The sequence below is a fragment of the Saccharomonospora amisosensis genome (assembly GCF_011761185.1).
Taxonomy (GTDB): Bacteria; Actinomycetota; Actinomycetes; order Mycobacteriales; family Pseudonocardiaceae; genus Saccharomonospora_A; species Saccharomonospora_A amisosensis.
The window spans coordinates 3,420,122-3,441,192 of record NZ_JAAOYM010000001.1; the positions used below are offsets into that span (position 1 = coordinate 3,420,122).

Here is a 21,071-nt window from a genome sequence, read left to right on the forward strand (position 1 = left end):
CTCTCTCACTGCAGGACGTCGTCCAGCCGCAGCTGCTGTCGGATCTCGGCCAGGTCGTCGGCGGTCGGGACGAACGGGTAGTCGCGGAACGGCTCGCTGGGTCGATAGGAGCCATACGGCCTGGTACAGCCCGGCTCGCCGTTCTCGCCGGGACAGCCGTTGGTAACGAACGGGATACCGGTGTCCACAACGGACTCCAGTCGATCCTGGCCGCCGTCGATGTGCAGTAGGTTGCCTTCGGAGTCGAACCGGAACGCGTCCAGGCCGTAGCCTTCGGACTCCACAAGATGCTTGGCCAACTGTACCCGCCGCCAGCGCCGGATCGGCGACTTCGGGTGATCCGCCATTCGCGAGTCCGGCTCGGGGTTGAAGCAGAACAGGTAGGCGAAGATCTCCCGCTCGCGCAACTGGACGAACAGCCGGATCAGATCCTCGTCGGCCTCCCCAAGCCCGACCAGCGTGTGAACGTTCACCTTCCACGGGCCGAAGATCTCGCGCGAGTCGGTGACGATCTCCCAGTACTTCTCCCAGCTCAGTCTGCCCGCGGGAACGTTGGTGCGCAGGTTGCGGAACAGCTCCTCGGTCACCGCGTCCAGCCCGATGCCGATCATGTCAACGCCGAGCGCCTTGAACCGCTCGAGCCGCTCCCGGTTGAGGGTCGGCGGCGCCACCAGGATCGACAGCGGGGTCCGCACTCCGGCCACGATGCGCTCGGTGATGTCGCAGGTGTCGGCGTAGGCGTGCCCGTGGGTGACCATCGAGATGCACAGCCGGGTCAGCTTCTCCTCGTGCTCGACCATCCTGGACACGAGGTCGTCGGTGCGCACGAGCGGCCACTCGACACGGATGAAGGACTTGTCGTTGTAGTCGCCCGGCCGGGTACGCGCCAGGCCGCAGTAGCCGCAGTCGGAACGGCACCCCTCGTCGTAGTTCAGCAGCAGGTTGATGCCGCCGAAGTCGAAGTCCCGAGAGAACCGCCCTGACCGAAAGCGCAGCGCGATCGCGCTCGCCATCGAGATGCGGACCCACTCGGGGCTGTTCTGCTCCGCCGCGGCGGGCGCCGGCGAAGGCAGAACGGGAAGCTGACGGCCCATCGACTCGGCCCCTTTCACTTCGATTCTGGGAAATAGCAGGAACCAGCGGAACGCACGGGAGCGGCGGCTGCCAGCTTCCCGGCCTGCCGCCCGGCGATCAGTACGGTCTCGGCCAGCCGGTCGGCGGCCACGCCCAGCGCCCGGTCGGCGCCGGAAGCGGACACGATCCGGCCGACCGCCGCGGGGTCGAGCCGCTGCCAGCGCAGCTGCGACTCCAGCCTGCCCACCGCGGGCGGCAGGATCGCGAAGTCCCCCACCACAACCGCGCTCTTGACGAGATCGCCGTGGGTGGAGAGGTAGATCCGCAGTAGACCCTCGGGTGTCTTCAGCAAGGCCGAGCCGCTGCCGTCCGGAATCGCGCCCTGCTCCGAAAGCCAGGACGACTCCCGGTACCTGTCGCGGGCGAGTTCGGCCGCGCGGTCCAACTCGGCCTGCTCGGCCGAGCCGGGCACCAGCTCGACGCCGAACGCCTTGGCGAAGCCGAGCGCCGCGAACTCACGCACCGTGGAGCCGTCGTGTGCCTGCCCGGTCTCGCGCGTCACCGTCGTCACCCGCTCCCCCACGGCGGCGACCGCCTTGTCCGCCAGCTTGGCCGCGGGTATGCGCAGCACCTCGAGCATGAACTCGATGTCGAGGTCGGCGAGCACGCTGGCGTGGAACAGCATGCCACCGCGCTCGTCGATGTATAGGCCGAGCCCGGCGATCTTTCGGCCACCGGCCTCCAGGTCGTTCTTGCCGCGAAAGGTGGCGGTGATCCCGAGTTCGGCCAGGCCCGCGCTCACCGCGGCCGAGCACTCCTCGATGATCTCGCGAGGTCGCTTGTCGACCGGCGCGCGGTCGATCAGCGCCACCCCGAGCTGGCCCGCGCCCATGATGATCGCGCCACCGCCGGTCGGGCGGCGGCTCACCTCGGTTCCGGTGCGGCGGCAGGCGTCCAGGTCGACCTCGGCGGCCAGGTTCTGGTAACGCCCGATCAGTGCGCAGTGATCGCGGTAGGTGTACAGCCGCAGTGTCGGCGGGCGGGCCGGTTCATCGCGGGCGTATCCTGCCATCAGCGCCTCGTCCAGCGCGAGCCCCTCGGCGGCACCGGCGGCGTCGTCGCTGAGCAGTCTCCATCGCGTGATCACGAAGCCACCTCCACCGTGCGGTAGGCGACATCGGAGTCACCGGTCCACGTCAGCGAGCAGCAGTACTCGAACAGCCGAGGTTCCAGCCCCCGCGACTTCGCGTAGGCGATCGCCCCGTCCGCGGGGTAGGCGATGCCGTTGAGGCCCAGGTCGATGGCCGCCTGGTCGAGTTCGGTCTTCACGGGTCCCAGCGGCCGCGCACAGCCGAGGTTCACCGTGGTCGCGGGCGCGGCAAGCCGGGTGGCCCTGAAGAACTCGGTGACGTCGGCGACGGGTGGCGGTGGCAGGTGCGCCATCGGGGTGCCCACCAACGGCACCAGCACGACAAGGATGATGGTGGACACCGGATGCCGGGTGATGATGTCCAGCGCCCGGTACTCGCCGAGAAACCGGCCGTAGTGCAGGCCGAGCACGATGTGCGGGATGATGCGCAGCTCCCGCTCGGCCAGCAGCCCCAGCGCCCGGTCGAAGTCGGAGACGGTGAGGTCCAGGTGGTAGACGTCCCGGATCGTCTCGTCGGCGCCGATGATGTCGAGCATCACCCCGTCGACGCCCGCGTCGGCCAGCCCGGCGGCCAGCTCCGGCGAGACGACTCCGGAGTGGACGATCACCTTCATCCCGAGCTCCTCGCGGATGCGCGGGATGTGCCGCAGGTGCGGCAGCAGCGGAACCCCGCCGGAGCGCGTCGAGCCGCCGGAGACCAGCAGTCCCTCGCTGCCCTGCGCCCGCAGCCGCCGCGCCAGCGCGTAGAGGTCCTCGTCGGCCTTCACCGACACCATGCCCTCAAGCACCTTGCTCTGGCAGTGGTCGCAACTGAGGGCGCAGGCCGAGCCGGTGACCGAAACCGGCAGGAAGCGGCGCGGGTTGCTCGGCTGCCATTCCTCGGTCTGCCAGCGTTTCAGCCCCGGCGCGAAGAAGTCCATCACGTCCGGAAAGTGGGCCTGCCGTACCGCGAAGGGGCTCGCCGTCTCGGTCGTCATTCGGCGATCACACCCCGCAGCCGGTAGTCGTCCACCTTTCGCGCGAACCAGTCCTTGATCTCCTCGGGCTGCGACAGCAATGCCGAGAACTCGGCGGCCTCGTCGTGGGCCAGCTCCAGCAGCCATCCCGCCGCGAACGGATCGGACTCCACCAACCCCGGGTCGGCGAGCACGGCCTCGTTGACTGCCAGCGTGGTGCCGGACAGTGGGCTGACCAGCGGTCCGACGAACTTCGCGGCCTCCAACTGCCCGAACGCCTTGCCACGCACCAGCCGTTCGCCGGGTTCGGCGAAGGACAGCTGTGCGAGGGTTCCGCTCGTCTCCACACCGAGCGGGTCCAACCCGAGACGCAGTTGGCCCGGTGCGGTCGGCTTCGCCCAGACATGCGTCTCGGGGTCGTACATCCGGTCCATGGCCAACGGGTAGCCACGGATCTCGACCAGCGCGTCACCGCCGGCGATGTGGGTGTTCGTCATGACTGGCCCTTCTCTTTCGTCGTGCCGACCCAGACACCGGCCCTGATCTTGATTCCGTCCGGACGTCTCGCCGCCCGAGAGCCCGGTCCTGCTGTCCACTCCTCGCTGGTGAACCGGGCGTCCAGTTCGGCCAGTGCCGCGCGTTCGCCGCCGGTGAGCTCACCGGGTCGGGGCTGGAGTCCGAGCGCGTCGGCGTAGGCCCGCACCGCCGCCTCCTTGAAGACCGCCGGGTCCGCGGGTGTTGCCGCGACGTAGCGGCGCATCAGGCGCAGCACCTCGGCGCGGTCGACGCCGTCCGGCAGCCGTAGCACCGAGGTCGCCCGCTCGTGGTCGAATCGCTCGATGAGGTTCCCGCACACCACGACGGCGTCCTCGATCTGGCCCGCGCCGTGCCCGCAGATCTTGCGGTCAACCACGCTGATCTCGTGACTGTCGTCCAGTTCCGCCTCCACACCGGCGGCCCGGTAAGCGGCGACGGCGGGCGTGAGCAGGTCACGGATCGCGACCGACCGCGCCGGTGAGACGCTGCCCTGTGGCAAGCAGATCTGGAAGAACAACTGGTCGGGGTCGAGATAGACGGGCCCGCCACCGACCATCCGGCGGTAGATCGGCAACCCTTGTGCCGCGCAGTACTTCTCGTCCACCTCGTCCAGCCGCCGGTGGTATCCGAGGCACACGTAGGGCTCGGCGGGCCGGACGAAGGAAAGCGTCGGCGGGGCTCCCTCCGACACGCCGTAGGCGACCGCATGCCAGAGCGTCTGCGAACGCAGCGCGGACACCCTGCCGAAGTCGATCACCCGCAGGCCGCTACCTCCCATGCTCCATCGCCTCGTCGATGAGTTCGATGATGTCGCGGACCTTCAGGTGAGCGTTTCCGGTGGACTTCGCCGCGTCCTCGAACCGGGAGACCTCGTACGGGCAGCACACCACGAGCATGTCGGCGCCGGTCTCGGCGGCCTCCCGTACGCGCCGTTCCGACAGCCGCTCGCTGGTGTAGTCGCGGGTGAAGCCGTCAAGCCACATCCCGCCGCCGCCACCGCCGCAGCAGTACCCGTTCTGCCTGCACCGGCCCATCTCACGCAGCTCGATACCGGGGATCGCGTTGATGAGGGTGCGCGGGGCGTCGTACTCACCGTTGTGCCTGCCCAGGTAGCACGGATCATGGAAGGTCACCGTGTACGGCAGTTCTTTCGCCCAGGTGATCCGGTCGACCAGCGGCGCTAGCAGTTGCGTGTAGTGCAGTGCGTCGAACTCGTGGCCACGCTTGGGATATTCCTTGACCAGCGCGTTGAAACCGTGCGGGTCCGGAGTGACGATCCGGTTGAACTCGTACTTCGCCAGTGTCGCCGTTACGTCCTCGACCAGTGCGTCGAACAGGCCCTTCTCCCCCGCCAGGCGCTGCGAGTCGCCAAGGGTCTTCTCCTCGTGCCCGAGAATCGCCCAGTCGATGTCCAGCGCGTGCGCTACCCGCGCGAAGGCACGTGCCGCCTCCTGGCCGCGCGGGTGATAGCTCCAGTAGTCCTCCACATAGAACAGCACGTCCACCGGTCCGGGTTCCTTGGGCAGGATCCGTACCGGCACACCGGCGTCGCGCGTCCACTGTGCCCTCCGACGGGGGTTCTCGCCGAGCGCGTTGCCGTAGCGGAACGTCTTCTCGAACACCTCCTGCAGCTCGCCAGGAACGTTGCCTTCGGTGAGCGCGGCCTCCCTGGCTGCCGGCATGATCTGGATCATGTCGACTTCCTTCGGGCAAACACGCAGGCAGTTCCCGCAACTCGTGCACAGCCACAGGTCTGGATCGGACAACAGGTCGAAACCGGTCTGCACCTTTCGGTGCAGCTTGCGCGGCCCGTACTCACCGACCACGTCGACCGGGCAGACCGGAACGCACTTGCCGCAGCCGTAGCACCACTCCAGCGACTCGGCACCGGGTAACTCGGCGAGCTTGGCGAAACCATCCGGTCCGTGCTCGGTGAGCACGCGGGGTTCGAACATCCGGTTCCACATCGCCGGCAGCTCGACCTCCCGACCGGAGATCGACGAGGCGACGGTGGCTTGTTCCTTCTCGATTGCGCGGGGCGGAACCTTGCGCCCGGAGATGGGCATGGTTCAGACCTCCAGACGGTAAACGCCAAGCAGGCGGCGGACAAGGTCGGGCAGCGGCGGCACCACTCGGTTGAACTCCTGGGTCATGCGCATCCGCAGCACGGTGTAGAGGTAGATGCCGTAGACGGCGGCGAGGAAGACGTCGGTGCCGAACAGTCCCGGACCCGCGGTGGTGAATCCTGCTGCCTTGCCCGTCTCGTCGACGAACGCCATCGCCTGCCCCACCGAAAGGTAGGTTTCACCGCGTGAGGAAGCGCCCTGCAGGTCGACGTCGTCGGTGACAACCAACCGCAGCGCGCCGGTCTCGACGGCTGGATCCCACACCCAGCGGGTCCATAGCCAGTAACGATCGGGGAAGGTGAAGTGCAGCAACTCCCCCGGCAGGTCGAACCCACGATCCGTGCACGGAGCCAGTACGGCGTCGAACCGCTCGAATCGCCGCGCCAGCCCGCCCTCGGAGTACAGCAGGTCGTCGATGGCCGCCGCGAGCCGGTTGGGGGTGACCGCATCCAGGATGCTGTCGGCCTGGCGCCGCGTGCCGAACACGTTGCGCAGCACGAGGCGCAGGCCCGCCCGGTCCAGGGCGGCAGGCTCGGACAGCAGTTCACGCATCAGCTCCGACTTGCGCTCGACATCGGCTGCTATGACCTGGAGTTCGGCCATCGGCATCCGGCCGGATATCTCGCGCACGAACTCCTGCGCGCTGGGAGTGTCGACCACGGGACCGGGCATCGCGGACTCCTCGGCTCAGCTCGCGGGCGCGGCCGCGCGCGAACGGACGAAGGAAACCGCCCGCATCGCCGCGTTGGAGGCCGACGAGACAGTGTCCTCGAGGTCGGCCGGACCAAGCGCGGCGCCACAGGCGAAGATCCCCTCACGGTCGGTCGACACCGGATCCAGTGGCGCACCGGGCGAGTCGATGAACCCGTACCTGTTCTGCCCGACGCCGAGCAGCTTGGCCATCTCCCGCGTGCCCGCCGAGGGTTCCATGCCCACCGAGAGCACGACCACGTCCATCGGGATCTCCATCGGGCGGCCCATCGTGGTGTCCTCGCCACGCACGATCAGCTGGTCGCCCTTGGGCAGCACCTCGGTAACGATGCCCTTAACGTACTGGACGTGGTGTTTCTCCTGCGCGGGCCAGTAGATCTCACTCTCCCAGTACCCGTACATCCGCATGTCGATGTAGAAGATGTAGACCTTGCAGTCCGGGAGGAGTTCCCGCACCTCGATCGCCTCCTTCGAGGCGACTCCGCAGCAGACCTTGGAGCAGTACTCGTTGCCGATCTGGCGGTCCCGGCTGCCGACGCACTGGATGAAGCACAGCCGCTCCGGCGGCTTCCCGTTCGACGGCCGGACCACGCGGTGCTCCTTGAGCATCGCCTCGAGGTCCTGGAGCGCGATCACGTCGGGGAACTCGTAGTAGCCGTACATCTGGGTTTCCCGGCCGGGATCGAAGTGCTGGAACCCGGTCGCGACCACGACGGCACCGCAGTCGACGCGCTGGGCGCCGTCCGGGCCGTCCACAGCCAACGTAAACGCACCCGGCTCGCCCTCGATGCCGGTCACACGCGTGCTGAGTCGTACCTCGGCGAGCGGGTGCGAGGTGACCAGTTCCGCCATCCGTCGCATTTGCGGCTCAGCCGCCTCGCCGTGCGGGGTGAGGCCCGCGTAGTTCTCCGCGATCGGGGTACCGCCGAGAAAATCGCGTTGCTCGATGAGCACGACCTTCGCGCCCACTTCGGCAATGCCGTGTGCGGCGCGCAGGCCGCCAGGTCCGCCGCCGATGACGGCCACCGTGTCCGATGCCATCTGACCTTCCTCGGGTTCGTTGTGCCGGCGCGCTCAGTCGACGTCGTCCCAGTCGAGGTAGCGTTTGTCGCCCTTTTCCAGTTTCTTGAGACCTTCCTGGAACTCCGCCCAGGCCTGCTCCCAGTCGATGCCCATCTTTTCCAGCAAGGGCCGGTAGTCCGCGGAATGCCAGTGCAGCTGGCAAACCTTGTACGGGTGCGCGCCCATCGCCAGTGCCGCGAACTGGGCCTCACTCATCACGGCGACCCCGACATTGCGTTCGTGCGCCTTGGCCGCGAACTGGCTCTTGTCCAAAGTGGTCACGCATCCGGTGTCGTGAGTCAGCACGACATCGGGGTCGGCCTCCTCCTTCATCACCTCGATCTTGCGCATGGTCGCGAAGGATCGGGTGAAGTCACGCTGCACGAGGATGTGCCGGAAGCCGAAGCCGCAGCAGTCGAACCAGGTGGAGTACTCGCGGACGTCGGCGCCGAGCCGCTCCGCCAGACCGGTCACGACGGCCGTGCGCTGGCCGCCGTAGACGTCCGGATCGTAGATCGCGTCGCCTTCGACCAGCTTGTAGTAGTGGCACGCCGGATGCACCGTGACCCGGACGCCGGAGAGATCCCTGGTCTGCAACGCGGCGATCTCGTCACGCATCGCGTAGAACCACTCGGAGTAGTGGACAAGCTCCTCGGGGAAGACGAGGTCCTTGCCGAGCTTGCCCATGATCTCCCGCACCTCGGTGCGCAACTCGGGGTGCGTCAGTAACTCCTCGCGCACCTCCTTGTAGTGCCCGTAGGAGGTTCCGCAGTGAACCAGCGGGAAGTATCCGGTCTCCTGCGCCGCGGCGAAGTTTCGAACCGCGACAGCCGCCTGGGCGGCCACGTTGGACGTGGCACTGGCGTAGTAGTTCCACGCGGTGCACGAGGTCTGGTCGCGGGGGTCGTGGTAGTCGTACCCCAGCTTGCGCATCACCCAGAAGATCGAGGTGGAGTAGCCGGGGATGTGCCCGCACTGGCCACAGGACTTGTGGTGCCAGAGGTGTCCTTTCTGGATCCGCTTCTCCCTGCCGTACTTGGTCGGAACCGTGACGACATCGCCCTGGATCTTCTGTACGACGAGCTCGCCCTGCTCCTCCAGCCTCAGCAGCTCCGCCGTCGGATCTTCCAGCGCTCGGTGGTCCTCGCCGCGCTCGAAACGCTCCTTCTTGCGTAACAACGCTTCGACCGGAATCGTGGTCATAGCTCTATACCTTCCTCTTCGAGGCGCTCCTCCATCACGTCTTGCAGGATCGAATGCAGGCTGGTGTCGACGTCGGCGATCATGTCCAGCGCCCCGGTGTGCAGCCAGATCAGGTAGAGCTCCACCAGCGTCTTGTCCGAGACGTCCCACCCGGTGCTCGTCGTGTGCAGTGTTTCCGACGGCAGCGCGCGACGCCACAGATCCAGGTTGTTCGAAACGTCGCCGGTCTCCGGGCCCCAGTCGGGGAACGCGTCGGGCTGGAGCATGTCCGGGGAAACCTGCGTACCGGTTGACATGATCTTGTAGATGATCCGTGAGTAGCCTTCGAGCGCTTCCTTGGCGGAGGCAAGCCCGTTGTTGATAGCGACCTCGCGCATGATCGTGATGATTCCGCCGGGGTTGTTGCCACGTGGGCAGCGCAGGCAGGAGAAGCACTGGGAGCACTCCCAGATGTCTTCCTGCATCTGCTGGTAGACGAGTTCCACGTCCTCACGGGCGGCGGCCTGCGCGACGCGCCGTGGACTGAAGTCGTAGAACCTGGCGGATGGACAGGCGGCTACGCAGATGCCGCACTCGTAGCAGCCGTAGAGGTAATCGGAAAAGCGGATGTCGCTCTTCACCTCGTCGAACAGCCGCGCCTTCTCCTCGTACGACACGTCCGGGTAGCCCGCGACGGTCGGAGACTTGTAGTAGCTCGGTGCTTCGGTCACGACCACTGTCCCCTAGAAGCTGATTACCGCGTCGGCGTTGATCGCCAGGTCGTTGAAGGCCGCACCGCCGATCATCTCGACCCCGTCGATCAGGCTGTCGAGTTCGAGATCGTTGAGGTCGAGCGACGGTTGGCAGACCAGCAGCCGGACGCCGAGCGTCGTGGCCTGGTCGATGAAGTGACGCAACGGCTGCCCTCGGTCGCCCTTGGGGCCGATCTTGTCGACCACCTCACGCTGCAACAGGGTTGGGCCGTACATCGTGAAGTAGATCATCACTTCACTGTCCATCGCGGCTGCGGAGGCCGCGAGGAAGAACGGTGTCGCCGATCGCCCTGGATCATCGACGCCGTGCGTCTGTACGTAAAGGATCTTGCTGTCGAATTCTTCCGACCACATGGGACTCTCCTCACTTCACCCTGCGGATGAGGACATGGAAAACGTCCCCGTCCTTGCGGACGTCCAGCAGGTCGTTCCCGGTGCGGCCCGTCCAGGCACGCATGTCGGGATCGACCCCGGGGTCGGTGGCGAGCAGTTCCAGAACCTGGCCGGCGGAGATGCTTTTGATCGCCTGAGCCGTCTTGATCACAGGAAGCGGGCACTGCATGCCCGTGCAGTCGAGTACTTGATCGGCGGTCGGCAGGGACTCGGCCACGGTATCGTCTCCTCATTGAGATCGAAACCACACGCGTGATTGCAACCACACATGTGAGCTTGCTTATATACTGATATGCGACACCTACTTCTGTCCAGACCTTCGCCCGAACTGGTTTCATCGGACCTGCTGAGCGCCGTGATATGACCATCACTGACCTGCACTGCGATCACTGCGACCGCTTCGTTTCCGCGCCGGACGCGGGGGTGCGCTTCGTCTACCACCCGGGACGAGCGCAGTTTCGCGACAGCTCGGGGCTGCTCTGCGCCCCGTGCTGGGACGAGCTCGAGCAATGGCTCGGTCAGGACCGGCCGCTGCGGCAGTGCGCGGTGTGCCGCGAGCAGGTGACGCGAGAGCAGAGCCTGCACGTACACCGGGTCGACGATGCCCAGGCCTGGCGGCTGTGCGGGCGGCACACCGTGGAGTTCCTCAACGGCCTGCGCACGGTCGAACCGAAACTCGACTCAGCGACGTTCCGGTTCCCGGCGCAGGAGTAGGAGTTCAGTCCTCGGGCCGGTCCTGGCAACCCTGCTCGCGCATGAACTCGCAGAGCAGGTCGACAGCCTGCACGATCTTGTGGCTGGTCAGCGCGTAGTAGACGTTGTTGCCGTCGCGTCGGGCGGTGAGGATGCCCCGATCGCTCAGCATCCGCAGGTGCTGGCTGGCGTTCGGCTGCGAGGTGCCCAGCGCGTCGACGATCTCGCCGACCGTCCGGTGACCGTCCCGCAGTTCCTCGATGATGGATAACCGCATGGGCTCCGCGATGGCCTTGCACACCCGCGCGTACAGCTCATACATCTCCTGCGCTTCGACGTGCATGCGCCACCTCCTGGCTTCGCGGAAACACTACCGGCGCAGCTGGCGGACCCTGCTCGGTCCGGGGGTCATCCTGCCAGGTTCACGCCGCCGTGCACACCAAGTTCCTCGGCCATGAACTCGCGTAGCAGGTCGACGGCTCGCACGACCTTCTTGCTGGTCAGGGTATAGAAGATGGTGCTACCAGCGCGTTGAGTCGTTACGATTCCGCGGTCGCGCAGCAGCGCCAGATGCCTGCTGGCGTTGGGCTGGGAGATCTGCACCTTTTCCGCGATCTCGCCGACCGAGCGCCTGCCGTTCCGAAGCTCGTTGATGATGAGCAGCCGTGTCGGGTCGGCGAGCGCCTTGCAGATGCGGGCATGCAACTCAGTGAGCTCACCCTGGTTCGTATGTCTCACACCAGCTCCATCCGCTCGCGGGCACCAAGGCCGCGCAACAGCCCTCCTGCTGACAGGTTACCTGAGCATGCCGCACAACCGATGCGTGCAGATGCCGCTTCACCTGCGACGCCGACTGGCCGAAGCACGCCACCGCGCGACAACGTCAGCTACCAACCTGGTTCGCCGGGAGTTCGTCATCTGGCCACTTTGCGAGGATTGAACCTTGGACAACAGCTGCTTACCCCCGGTAACCGGCCTGCCCGCAAGGTGAGGCCACTGCGGCGACGGAGGTCGGTGACGCCTGGGAGCGCTGGTCGAGACCACTGCGCCGCGAGCTGACGCGCGCCTTCTCGACCGCAGGGGATTGCCCGAACAGTCCTGGGGAATCCGGCCAGAAACCGTCCGTTTCCGCTGGGACGGTAGTGGAATGCCAGGCAACGAGGTTCTCAACAGCCGAGCGCTCAACCGCGCCACGCTCGCGCGGCAACTGCTGCTCGACCGCGCCGACCTGCCCGTGCTCGACGCGGTCACGCACCTGTGCGGCCTGCAGGCGCAGGAACCGCAGGAGCCGTTCATCGGGCTCTGGTCGCGGCTGCGCGCGTTCGAACCTACGATGCTGTCGGATCTGCTGATCGGGCGGAGCGTGGTGCGAACCCACCTCATGCGCCACACCATCCATCTGGTCGACGCCCGGGACGCACTGGCGTGGCGAGCGCGCCACAGCACCATGCAGTGGCAGCGGGTGCTCGGGGTATACCGCCGCGAACTTGAGGGGGTGGACCCCGACGAGTTCGCTGAGGCGGCGCGGGAGGTTCTGGCCGACGGTGAGCCCCGCACGATCGCCGAGCTCGGGCGCGCGCTCGCCGCTCGCTGGCCTGCTAACGGGCCGAGGGCGCTGGGTGAGTTGGCGCTGGCACTCGTTCCGATGGCGCAACTGCCACCGCGTGGACTGTGGCGCACGAAGGCAGGGGCGCGCAATCTCCCGCTTGCCACCTGGCTGGGCAAGGAGATCGATCCGCCGTCGCCGGAGGGTGCCGATCAGGTCGCTGCCGAGCTGGTGCGGCGCTATCTGACCGCGTTCGGCCCCGCCGCCACCGCCGATCTACGCACCTGGAGTGGCCTCGCCGGGCTACCGGCAACGGTGGCCGCGATGCGCGAGGAGTTGGTCAGCTTCCGCGACGAGCGCGGTCGGGAACTCCTCGACCTGCCCGACGCGCCCCGGCCCGACCCGGGCACGCCCGCTCCGGTGCGGTTCCTGCCGGCTTTCGACAACGCGATCCTCGGCTACCACGACCGCGGCCGGATCGTCGACGACGAGAACCGTGGCCTTTCGGTTGCCGGCGCCAGGGTCGTGCTCGTCGACGGCCTGGTCGCCGCCACGTGGAAGGTGGAAGCGGACCCCGAAGCGGATCCCGCTGCGGACGCAGTGGTCGTCACCCCGCTGCGCCGGTTCTCCCGAGCCGAACGCACGGCGGTCGCCGAGGAGGGCCGACAGTTGGCGGGGTTCCTGACCGACTCCGGCAGCCACCGTGTACGGGTCACCGACCGGGAGTGATCACTCGTTCCACGGCCTGCCCGGCAAGTGCGGTAAGGACCGCGCCGGGGCTCCGCACCCGCTGCCGGCGAACTTGCTGCTTCCTCAATGGATCGCCACCCACTGGCCCAAGTATGAGGAGGGTGGGCGAAGCGTCGGTGGCACCGCCGATCGTGCCGACTGGCGGGTGGCCCGCACGGTGTTCGTCGCCGACGATGAGGAAACCGCGCGCTCGTACGGCAAGGGCCACAAGGACAGCCCTTACCGCTACTACTACGGCAAGATGCTGCACAAGATGCGCATTCTTGGGAGGCTCAACCCGTTCAAGGAGGACCAGGACATGCCCGACGAGGACGTGACGCTTGAGCGAGTGCTCGATGCGCTGGTCATCGCCGGCACTGCTGAGCAGGTGGCCGACCAGATCTCCAAGCTCAACGACGAGGTGGGCGGGTTCGGCGAGTTGGTGTAAATGCGGGGCTCGACTGGCTCGACCCGGCGCTGGCTCGCCGATCCATGGAACTCATGGCTCAGTCCGTGATGCCGAAGGTGGAAGTGTGAACGAGGTTCCGGCGTCGAACTCCCGAAGGTTTCCGCTGCCACCAGCGGATACGTGGTCGGCTGAGACGCGGCAGGCCATCCACCGTGTTGTGAACGGCCCTCGGGGCGCCCTGCTCGGGCCTTTCGTCCCGCTGGCGCGGTCGGCGGGGTTGCTTGACTCGGTGCAGGCGGTTGGAGAGTTTCTCCGCTATCGATCAGGCTTGCGCGGCAAGGTACTGGAGACGCTGGTGCTGACGGTCGCGGCTCGCTGGAACGCCGCTTACGAGTGGAGCCACCATGCGCCAATCGCCGCTGCTGCCGGGGTGGCACCGGAGTGCGTCGAGGCGATCCGGCAGGGGCGGGAACCACGGGGCGACGACGAGGTGGCTGCCGTGTGGGCCGTCGTGCAGGAGCTCAGCACCATCGGGGATCTCGCTGAGAAAACCTACCGTTCGGCGGTGGACCGGTGGGGCGAGCGGCAAACCGTCGAGCTAATCACTGCTGCGGGCTACTACACCATGCTCGGGTGGATCCTGAACGTGGCGCAGGTAGTGCCGGAGGAGCAAGACGACGAGAACGGCAAGGGCTCATCTTGACGTTGCGACGGATCGTCATGCTGCCCCCGCTGGGGAGCAGTCGAGAGTTCTGGGATCTCGTCTATCCGGACGGTCTGCCGGAAGGTGATTTCGCCGTGGACCTGCCAGGGCACGGCGCGGCGGCCACCGAACCGAGTGCGTACCGAACGGCGTGCCAGGTACTCGAGCAAGGCGTCGAGACTGTGTGGCTTCATGGCAAGCATGGGGCCGCCATCGAGGACAACGCCGCCTTCGGTCGCGTCGTCGAGGCGTTCGCAGCGCGTGCCACGATCGCGCCGCGCAGCCGGATGGCCGCGCGGGTTGCGCCGGCAGTTCGTCAGCGGAACACGTCGGCGTTGGCCTTCGCCCAGTCCTCGAAGGTGCGCGGTGCACGGCCGGTCAACTCCGCGACACATGGTGACACGTGACCGTGTACCCCGCTCTCGTCCGCCATGTGCCGCATGATGCCGTCGACCATGCCGGGTGGGTAGCCCTCGTTGAGCCACTCGGCCCGAGCCACGTCCGGAGGAACGTTGATGGTCCGGATCTCCTTGCCGGTGACCTTGGCGATAACCGCGGCCTGTTCCTCGATACTGATGGCCTCTGGTCCGGTCAGCGAGTAGGCCTTGCCCTCGTGCCCGTCCGAGGTGAGCACGGCGACCGCGGAGGCGGCGATGTCCAGCGGATCGATTGGTGCCTGCTTGATGTGCGCATACGGCTCGCGCACGTAGCCCTCGTTCTTGACGGTCTCGGCCCAGGACAGCGCGTTGGTCATGAACTGGCCCGGCCGCAGGAAGGTCCACGGAAGTCCGGACTCGCGCACGGTCTGCTCACCCCGGCGGTGGAAGCTGGTGTGCGCGTCCTCCGCGCTCTCGTCCACCACCGCGATCACCGACATCCGGACGAGCAGCTGTACACCGCTCTCTTTCGCCGCCTCGATCACGTTGCCGTCGTAGGTACCTGTCTCCGGCGCACCGAACGTCGGCAGCAGCACGAACGCGCGCTCGACACCGTCGAAGATTCCCCGCAAGGTCTCGGGCTTGCTCAAGTCACCGCCCACGACGTCGACATCACCGGAGAACCGGCTTCCCTTCGGGTCACGAGTCAGCGCGCGCACCTGCTGCCCCGCTTCCACCAACTGGGCGACGACCTGGCCGCCAACCGGCCCGGTCGCTCCGGTCACCAAGATCATGTAAACCCTCCATCAGGCTGCAGCACAGTGAACGTCCCGGCCCCGCGCAGCGCGAAAGAGCCCCGGATCCTGGCCGAACCGAATCGCTCCTGCTGAGTCGACGGCGCCCACCGGCGGCCGGTCACCCAATTCGCACCGTCGGTGCACGCGTCGTAGTCAACCTACCGGATGCTCTATCACCACACATCGGAAAATTTCTTCGAGATTGCGCTTGTCGGGGTCGAAGCAACGAATCGGTCGCGTCGACGTGCTGTCGCACGGCTTCGCTGTGGCAGGCTGGACACGCACCGTGGCGTACAGCCCATTATCGAACGCGACAACGGAGGGCACGTGATCTCCCACATTTCCCAAATCGGTGTCTACGTGAGTGACCAGGACGAGGCGCTCCGCTTCTATACCGAGAAACTCGGGTTCGAGGTACGTGAGCTGCAGGAGGGATCCGGCTTCAAGTGGATCGAGGTCGCGCCACCGGGGGCCCAGACGACCATTTCCCTTGCCACCAAGGACTTTCCTGTCGGCGAGAAGTCCAAGGTGGGCAGGTACACCGACATCGCGTTCGAGACCGAGGACATCCAGGCGATGTACGAGACCTACCGGGAGCGGGGGGTGCGGTTCACCAAAGAGCCGGAGCTGCAACCCTACGGCAAATGGTTCGCCGCCTTCCTGGACCAGGACGGCAACGAGTTCTTCGTGTTCCAGCCCGAGCGGTAACACATCGCTTCCGGTCCCGGCGACCTTCGGCGCCGGGACCGGCCGTATGGCAAAGCCGAAGAAGTCACCGCGTCCTCCGCATTCCTATGCTGAGCCGGCACCCCGCGCCGACAACCCACATTCCGGCAGGAGGACACGGGATGACCGACACGTCGACGAGCCTTGCGCAGCGCAACAAGGACCTGGTACGCGAGTTCCAGGCGAACTGCATGCATGCCCAGCGGTTCGATCTGATGCCTGACTATCTGGCACCAGACCTGGTCATCCACCTGCCCACTGGACTCGTGCAGCAGGGAAGGGAGAATGCGTTCTCCTGGTTCCGCGAGTGCACCGAATGGTTCACCAGCAGGGGCATCGAGGTAAAGATGATGCTCGCCGATGAGGACACCGTGTTTCAGCTGATCGAACTGCACTTCGAACACACCGGGGATTACCTCGGAGTCCCGGCGTCCGGCAAGCTCCTCTCCGTTCCGGGCCTGGCCGCCTTCAAGATCCGGAACGGTCTCATCGCCGAGCACTGGGGCCTCTACGAGATGGACAGCATCCCGCGACAGCTCGGGTTAACGCCCGAACAGCTCGCTGCGCCGTGGCGACAAGACTGAGCCGGAGGGTACCGAGGTGACCACCGCTGCGTTCGTCCCCGAGCAGTCCGACGTGATCGCGTTCTACGACCAGGCCGGCCCGATGATCAGCATGCTGGCCGGCCGCAACTCGCACAGCGGCTACTGGCGAGGGGATGACGATGACAACTCGTTGCCCGCCGCCACCGACACGCTGACCGACGTGGTGATCGAGCACCTCGATGTCACCGCGGGGCAGCGCGTGCTCGACGTGGGTTCCGGCCTTGGCGGCCCCGCCGTCCGGCTGGCCCAGTCGACCGGCGCCGAAGTGGTCGGCATCGAGCTCAGTCGGAACCTGATCGAAGAATCCACCGCATGGGCGCACGCGGAAGGTGTGGCCGGGCAGGTTCGCTTCGACTTCGCCGACGCCATGGCGGAGCTGCCGTTCGAGGAAGGCGGTTTCGACGCGGTCATGGTGATCGAATCCTTCGTGCACATGTCCGACCGCGCCGCGGCGTTCCGGCAGATCGGGCGTGCGCTGCGTCCGGGAGGGCGGCTGGTGTTCACCGACTTCTACGAGAAGCGGCCGTTCACCGGCGAGCGGCTCGCCATGAACGAGATGTTCCGCCGGGCCATGCTGAACAGCCCGTTTCCCCGGCTCGAGGACTACCCCGCGATGCTGCGACCGGCAGGCCTCTACCTGACCGAGTATCTCGATCTTAGCGACCGCGTCGCCCGGTACTATCCGGAACTAGCCAGCAACCTTCGTGAGTTGGTCGGAGCGCTAGGCCAGGAGGGCATCGCGGCGTTGGAAGCAGTGTGCCGGAACTGCATGGCCACCGGCGAACCGAACTATCTGCTGATGACCGCCGTCCGCGAATAGCGATAGCACGCCCGGCGCGGAATAGCAAGGCCAAAGAAGTTCCTTCTGCCTTCCCGTACGGACAATGGATATGACGACATCCACTCCAACGTTGAGAGGTCGCCGTGGACGTTACCGATGTGGAAGATCTTGCGCGCCAAACGGAACGGACAAAGCGTGTCGCACGGGAGTTCTTCGAAACGTGCAACACCCATGATCTCGACCGGATCTTGGATTTCTTCCACCCCGATATCATCCACCACGCGCGGCTGTCGGATTACCCCAAGGAAGGCATCGCGTTCGTCTACAAGCTAACCCTCGATGCCTTTCCTGACCTGCGGTGGAACGTCGTAGAGATGATCGCCGAGGGTGACCGGGTCTCCACTCTCATCCGCTATGAAGGCACGCATCGTGGCGACTACCTCGGCCAGACGAACACCGGCAAGAAGGTGAGCTTCTTCTCGATCAACATCGCGCGCGTGCAGGGCGATCAGTTCATCGAACATCGCGGCGTGCTCGACGAACTGCATCTGCTCACCCAGATCGGCGCGCTTCCCGAGCCCTATCTAGCCCAGATGTCGTGACAAAAGTTACCGGAAACCATCGAATAGAGGTGTATTCAGAAAGATGTCTCAGGTTCTGTTATCGAACACAGCGACAACCCAGATCACCGATGAGGACATACGGCGACCGGTCGACGGCTTCGTCGCCGCCGTGAACGCGGGCGACATGGACGCCGCGATCGCGTACCTCGCCGACGACGCCGTCCACCACGGGCGCATCTCCAACTACCGTCCCGAGGGCGTCAAGGTCCTGTTCAACCTGCTCCGCGGCGTGCTGCCGGACCTGCGGCTGGATATCCGGGACGTGCGGATCGAAGGCAACCGGGTGATCTCCCGTGTGGTCGGCTCCGGCACGCACACCGGTTCCTACCTCGGCAAGGCTGCCACCGGAAGGCCGATCGTGTGGGAGACCGTCGACATCGCCACCGTCGCCCCGGGCGGCAACGGCTCGTCGAGCACGATCGTCGAGCGGTACTGGGACGTCTTCGCCGACCCGTACGCATGGAACGAGATCGGCTTCATCCCGGCGATCATGTGCTGAACGATCGAAGGCTCGGCTGACCAGAGGTGCGGGTGCCGGGTGGGGCCGCCGATCCGACCACACCCTGCCCGGCCCAAGCACCTGCCGATACAACGACAACCACGAGACCGAGATGGGGCTGCGGACATGGGCGTGCCGAAATCCGACCACGACGACCGCCCATCCGCACTGCTGTGCGACCGGCTCCTGCTCGCGGTCACCGGCTCACCCGCGGCACTGTCCATGCCGCAGACCGTGTTGCTGATGCGCCAGTCCCTTGTACACGACATCCGGGTGATGATGTCCCGGTCCGCCTGCCGATTCCTGCCCCCCTACACGATGCGGCTCTTCGCGGGCAGCTGGGTGCACACCGAGACTCACAAGGCTACCGAGGACGCACCGATCCCCCACCTTTCCCTTACCGAGGGAATCGACCTGTTGCTGGTCATGCCCGCGACTGCGAACGCGATAGCGAAAGCAGCCCACGGAATTTGCGATGATTTGATCTCCACGGCCATTGTCGCCAGCCCCGCGCCGGTGGTGCTGGTACCCGCGATGAACGAGGCCATGTGGCGCAGCAACGCAGTACGCCGTAACGTCGAAATGGCAACCGCTCTCGGTTACACCGTCATCGATCCGGCGATCGGTGTCCAGTTGTCCGACACGAGATCGGCAACCGGGGTGATGCCACCGCTGGAACACATCCTGGACCAACTGAACTCGACCGTGTCGTCCGCGAAGCAGCCCGAGGGAGCCGTTTCTTGACCGCAGCACCGAACGTACGGTCCGCCACCGGAGTTGGTATTGGTGGGTGACGCCATCCTGGCAGAAGATCTGCGTAAGCGATTCGGGAATTTCGTTTCACTCGACGGGCTGAGCCTGCGCGTGGAAGAAGGCTCGGTACTGGGACTGCTAGGCCCGAACGGTGCGGGGAAAACTACCGCCGTCCGAATACTGACCACCCTGCTCCAGCCCGATTCCGGAAGGGCGGAGGTTGCTGGTTTCGACGTACTCACCGCGCCGCGCCGGGTTCGTTCGCTGATCGGCCTGACCGGCCAGTTCGCGGCGGTGGACGAGTTGCTGACCGGCGCGGAGAACCTCGAACTCGTCGGCAGGCTGGCCCGGCTGACCCGAGCGGATGCCCGGCGCCGCGCCTGCGAACTGCTGGAGCGGCTCGACCTCGGCGAGGTGGCCGGAAGGCAGGTGGGCACGTACTCGGGCGGTACCCGGCGCAGGCTCGACCTGGCCGCGAGCATCATCAGCAGGCCGCGGGTGCTGTTCCTGGACGAACCGACGGTCGGTCTCGACCTGCCGTCCCGGTTGAACATGTGGTCGGTCATCGACGAACTTGTGTGGGACGGGATGACCGTGCTGCTGACCACGCAGTACCTGGAGGAGGCCGATCGGCTCAGCAATCAGGTCACGGTGATCAACGAAGGCAAAGTCGTCGTCGCGGGCACTCCAGAGGAGCTGAAGGCACGGGTCGCAGGCCGGCATGCGGTCGCCAGGCTGGCCGATCCCGCACAGCTGCCCGCCGCGGCGGCGGCGATCCGGGCCGCCGGCGGCCAGACCGAGCCGGTGACCGACGCGGACACGGCGACGGTTAGCGTCGCCCTGGGGCCGGCTGGAGACGAAGCGATCCCTGGCATGCTGGCCGCCGTGCACAACGCCGGCGTCCAGGTGGCCGATTTCGCCGTCCGTCAGCCCACACTGGACGACGTGTTCCTCTCGGTGACCGGAACCTCCGCCGCCGAAACCGCCAAGGTCACGGCGAACGGCGAGGAATCCCGGTGAGCGCGGAGAGCAGGACCACCTCCGGATCGATCGCAACGGCCGTCGCCTGGTGGTGGACCGATGCCTGGCTGCTGGTCGTGCGCAACGTGCGGACCACCCTGCGTACCCCGGACACCATCTTCGCGATGACCGCGATGCCAGTGCTGTTCTACGTGTTCTTCGGTTTCGTGCTCGGCGGGACGATGAACATTCCCGGCGAGGACTACACGCAGTACCTGTTCCCCGGGCTGCTGGTCGCGACGATCACCTTCAGCACCGTGCCCGCGGTGATCGGCGCGGTGTCCGCCGACCTGCGCAACGGGATCATGGACCGGTTCCGCGCGCTGCCGATGAGCCGCTCGGCCGTATTGGTCGGCCGTACCGCAGCGGACAGCGTGCGAAACCTGATCGGCATCGTGGTATTGGTGATCCTCGGCCTGTTCACCGGCGTCGACCTGAGCACCGGACCCGGCTACCTCCTTGCCGGCCTCGGCCTCTTGCTGCTGTACGGCTTCGCCATCGCATGGATCGCGGCCTTCATCGCGATCGCCATGCGTGGCGCGGAGACCGCGCAGATGATCGGGACCGCGGTGGCCGGACCGGTCGGTTTCGTCAGCTCGCTGTACGCCAACCCGGCGGCGATGCCCGCCTGGCTCGGCGCGTTCGCTGAGTACAATCCCGCCAGCCACACCGGGAACACGTTGCGCGACTGGCTGGACGGGACGCCCGCGGGCTCCACGCTGTGGCTGGCCGTCGCCTGGCTGGCCGGTATCGTCCTGGTGCTCGGTTTCCTTGCGGTGCACCAGTTCCAGCGCACCGCGGTGCAGTTCACTCGCTAGGAACTGTTGCAGAAGTGTGCTCGCCGGG

27 protein-coding genes are annotated in these 21,071 nt (G+C 66.5%); 12 read left to right on the plus strand and 15 right to left on the minus strand.

What is annotated here, in order from left to right; all coding sequences use genetic code 11:
- Positions 1-5: 5 nt before the first annotated feature.
- Genes FHU38_RS16620 through FHU38_RS16675 form a run of 12 tightly spaced genes read right to left on the minus strand, consistent with a single transcriptional unit; the run spans position 6 to position 10,181 of the window.
- On the minus strand, positions 6-1,094 hold the full coding sequence (locus FHU38_RS16620; protein ID WP_167172479.1) for a radical SAM protein: 1,089 nt from the start codon (positions 1,092-1,094) through the stop codon (positions 6-8).
- Positions 1,095-1,108: 14 nt separating this feature from the next.
- Positions 1,109-2,221 (minus strand): lipoate--protein ligase family protein, encoded by a 1,113-nt coding sequence (locus tag FHU38_RS16625; RefSeq protein WP_167172481.1) that lies wholly within the window; start codon positions 2,219-2,221, stop codon positions 1,109-1,111.
- The gene (locus FHU38_RS16630; RefSeq protein WP_167172482.1) at positions 2,218-3,201 is read right to left on the minus strand and encodes a radical SAM protein; all 984 of its coding nucleotides are present in this window, start codon (positions 3,199-3,201) and stop codon (positions 2,218-2,220) included. The genes FHU38_RS16625 and FHU38_RS16630 overlap by 4 nt, the downstream gene beginning before the upstream one ends.
- The gene (locus tag FHU38_RS16635) at positions 3,198-3,677 is read right to left on the minus strand and encodes a glycine cleavage system protein H (protein ID WP_167172484.1); all 480 of its coding nucleotides are present in this window, start codon (positions 3,675-3,677) and stop codon (positions 3,198-3,200) included. Before FHU38_RS16635 ends, FHU38_RS16630 begins: the two co-directional genes overlap by 4 nt.
- Complete coding sequence (locus tag FHU38_RS16640; protein ID WP_167172486.1) at positions 3,674-4,495, minus strand: lipoate--protein ligase family protein; 822 nt, start codon at positions 4,493-4,495, stop codon at positions 3,674-3,676. Before FHU38_RS16640 ends, FHU38_RS16635 begins: the two co-directional genes overlap by 4 nt.
- Positions 4,485-5,783 carry a (Fe-S)-binding protein gene (locus FHU38_RS16645; protein WP_167172488.1) on the minus strand — a complete coding sequence of 433 codons (1,299 nt, stop codon included), beginning with the start codon at positions 5,781-5,783 and terminating at the stop codon, positions 4,485-4,487. The genes FHU38_RS16640 and FHU38_RS16645 overlap by 11 nt, the downstream gene beginning before the upstream one ends.
- A 3-nt stretch (positions 5,784-5,786) precedes the next feature.
- Positions 5,787-6,515: a hypothetical protein gene (locus tag FHU38_RS16650; RefSeq protein ID WP_167172490.1), complete on the minus strand. Its 729-nt coding sequence runs from the start codon at positions 6,513-6,515 to the stop codon at positions 5,787-5,789.
- Between the two features lie 15 nt (positions 6,516-6,530).
- Entirely contained in the window at positions 6,531-7,595 is a 1,065-nt protein-coding gene (locus tag FHU38_RS16655; protein WP_167172495.1) for a CoB--CoM heterodisulfide reductase iron-sulfur subunit A family protein, read from the minus strand.
- Between the two features lie 33 nt (positions 7,596-7,628).
- A complete protein-coding gene (locus tag FHU38_RS16660) occupies positions 7,629-8,819 on the minus strand; it encodes a heterodisulfide reductase-related iron-sulfur binding cluster (RefSeq protein WP_167172496.1) in 1,191 nt (396 codons plus the stop codon).
- The gene (locus FHU38_RS16665; protein ID WP_313886804.1) at positions 8,816-9,529 is read right to left on the minus strand and encodes a 4Fe-4S dicluster domain-containing protein; all 714 of its coding nucleotides are present in this window, start codon (positions 9,527-9,529) and stop codon (positions 8,816-8,818) included. Before FHU38_RS16665 ends, FHU38_RS16660 begins: the two co-directional genes overlap by 4 nt.
- A 12-nt stretch (positions 9,530-9,541) precedes the next feature.
- Positions 9,542-9,925: a DsrE/DsrF/DrsH-like family protein gene (locus FHU38_RS16670; RefSeq protein WP_167172500.1), complete on the minus strand. Its 384-nt coding sequence runs from the start codon at positions 9,923-9,925 to the stop codon at positions 9,542-9,544.
- Positions 9,926-9,935: 10 nt separating this feature from the next.
- A complete protein-coding gene (locus FHU38_RS16675) occupies positions 9,936-10,181 on the minus strand; it encodes a sulfurtransferase TusA family protein (protein WP_167172502.1) in 246 nt (81 codons plus the stop codon).
- A gap of 143 nt (positions 10,182-10,324) precedes the next feature.
- On the opposite strand from FHU38_RS16675, the gene FHU38_RS16680 reads away from it, so the two are divergent.
- The gene (locus FHU38_RS16680) at positions 10,325-10,678 is read left to right on the plus strand and encodes a hypothetical protein (protein ID WP_167172504.1); all 354 of its coding nucleotides are present in this window, start codon (positions 10,325-10,327) and stop codon (positions 10,676-10,678) included.
- Between the two features lie 4 nt (positions 10,679-10,682).
- Here the strand turns inward: FHU38_RS16680 and FHU38_RS16685 are convergent, their stop codons facing one another.
- Positions 10,683-11,000, minus strand: a complete 318-nt coding sequence (locus tag FHU38_RS16685) for an ArsR/SmtB family transcription factor (protein WP_167172506.1) — start codon at positions 10,998-11,000, stop codon at positions 10,683-10,685.
- Positions 11,001-11,065: 65 nt separating this feature from the next.
- Entirely contained in the window at positions 11,066-11,395 is a 330-nt protein-coding gene (locus tag FHU38_RS16690) for an ArsR/SmtB family transcription factor (RefSeq protein WP_167172508.1), read from the minus strand.
- A gap of 409 nt (positions 11,396-11,804) precedes the next feature.
- On the opposite strand from FHU38_RS16690, the gene FHU38_RS16695 reads away from it, so the two are divergent.
- The 3 genes from FHU38_RS16695 to FHU38_RS16705 all read left to right on the plus strand — a co-directional run bounded on the left by FHU38_RS16695 (position 11,805) and on the right by FHU38_RS16705 (position 14,044).
- The gene (locus tag FHU38_RS16695) at positions 11,805-12,932 is read left to right on the plus strand and encodes a winged helix DNA-binding domain-containing protein (protein WP_167172510.1); all 1,128 of its coding nucleotides are present in this window, start codon (positions 11,805-11,807) and stop codon (positions 12,930-12,932) included.
- The gene (locus FHU38_RS16700) at positions 12,907-13,380 is read left to right on the plus strand and encodes an LLM class flavin-dependent oxidoreductase (protein ID WP_167172512.1); all 474 of its coding nucleotides are present in this window, start codon (positions 12,907-12,909) and stop codon (positions 13,378-13,380) included. The genes FHU38_RS16695 and FHU38_RS16700 overlap by 26 nt, the downstream gene beginning before the upstream one ends.
- A 289-nt stretch (positions 13,381-13,669) precedes the next feature.
- A complete protein-coding gene (locus tag FHU38_RS16705) occupies positions 13,670-14,044 on the plus strand; it encodes a hypothetical protein (RefSeq protein WP_167172514.1) in 375 nt (124 codons plus the stop codon).
- A 316-nt stretch (positions 14,045-14,360) separates the two neighbouring features.
- Here the strand turns inward: FHU38_RS16705 and FHU38_RS16710 are convergent, their stop codons facing one another.
- The gene (locus tag FHU38_RS16710) at positions 14,361-15,215 is read right to left on the minus strand and encodes an SDR family oxidoreductase (RefSeq protein WP_167172516.1); all 855 of its coding nucleotides are present in this window, start codon (positions 15,213-15,215) and stop codon (positions 14,361-14,363) included.
- 330 nt (positions 15,216-15,545) lie between these two features.
- Between FHU38_RS16710 and FHU38_RS16715 the strand changes: the two genes are divergently transcribed.
- The 8 genes from FHU38_RS16715 to FHU38_RS16750 all read left to right on the plus strand — a co-directional run bounded on the left by FHU38_RS16715 (position 15,546) and on the right by FHU38_RS16750 (position 21,043).
- A complete protein-coding gene (locus FHU38_RS16715; protein WP_167172518.1) occupies positions 15,546-15,926 on the plus strand; it encodes a VOC family protein in 381 nt (126 codons plus the stop codon).
- Between the two features lie 140 nt (positions 15,927-16,066).
- Positions 16,067-16,528 (plus strand): ester cyclase, encoded by a 462-nt coding sequence (locus FHU38_RS16720; protein ID WP_167172520.1) that lies wholly within the window; start codon positions 16,067-16,069, stop codon positions 16,526-16,528.
- 16 nt (positions 16,529-16,544) lie between these two features.
- Positions 16,545-17,369, plus strand: coding sequence for an SAM-dependent methyltransferase (locus FHU38_RS16725; protein WP_167172522.1), 825 nt, complete (start codon positions 16,545-16,547; stop codon positions 17,367-17,369).
- Between the two features lie 104 nt (positions 17,370-17,473).
- Positions 17,474-17,932, plus strand: a complete 459-nt coding sequence (locus FHU38_RS16730) for an ester cyclase (RefSeq protein WP_167172524.1) — start codon at positions 17,474-17,476, stop codon at positions 17,930-17,932.
- A gap of 43 nt (positions 17,933-17,975) precedes the next feature.
- Positions 17,976-18,452, plus strand: coding sequence for an ester cyclase (locus FHU38_RS16735; RefSeq protein ID WP_167172526.1), 477 nt, complete (start codon positions 17,976-17,978; stop codon positions 18,450-18,452).
- A gap of 126 nt (positions 18,453-18,578) precedes the next feature.
- The gene (locus FHU38_RS16740; RefSeq protein WP_167172528.1) at positions 18,579-19,196 is read left to right on the plus strand and encodes a flavoprotein; all 618 of its coding nucleotides are present in this window, start codon (positions 18,579-18,581) and stop codon (positions 19,194-19,196) included.
- Between the two features lie 42 nt (positions 19,197-19,238).
- Positions 19,239-20,225, plus strand: a complete 987-nt coding sequence (locus FHU38_RS16745; protein WP_167172530.1) for an ATP-binding cassette domain-containing protein — start codon at positions 19,239-19,241, stop codon at positions 20,223-20,225.
- Positions 20,222-21,043, plus strand: a complete 822-nt coding sequence (locus FHU38_RS16750; RefSeq protein WP_167172533.1) for an ABC transporter permease — start codon at positions 20,222-20,224, stop codon at positions 21,041-21,043. The genes FHU38_RS16745 and FHU38_RS16750 overlap by 4 nt, the downstream gene beginning before the upstream one ends.
- The last annotated feature ends 28 nt before the right edge of the window (positions 21,044-21,071 follow it).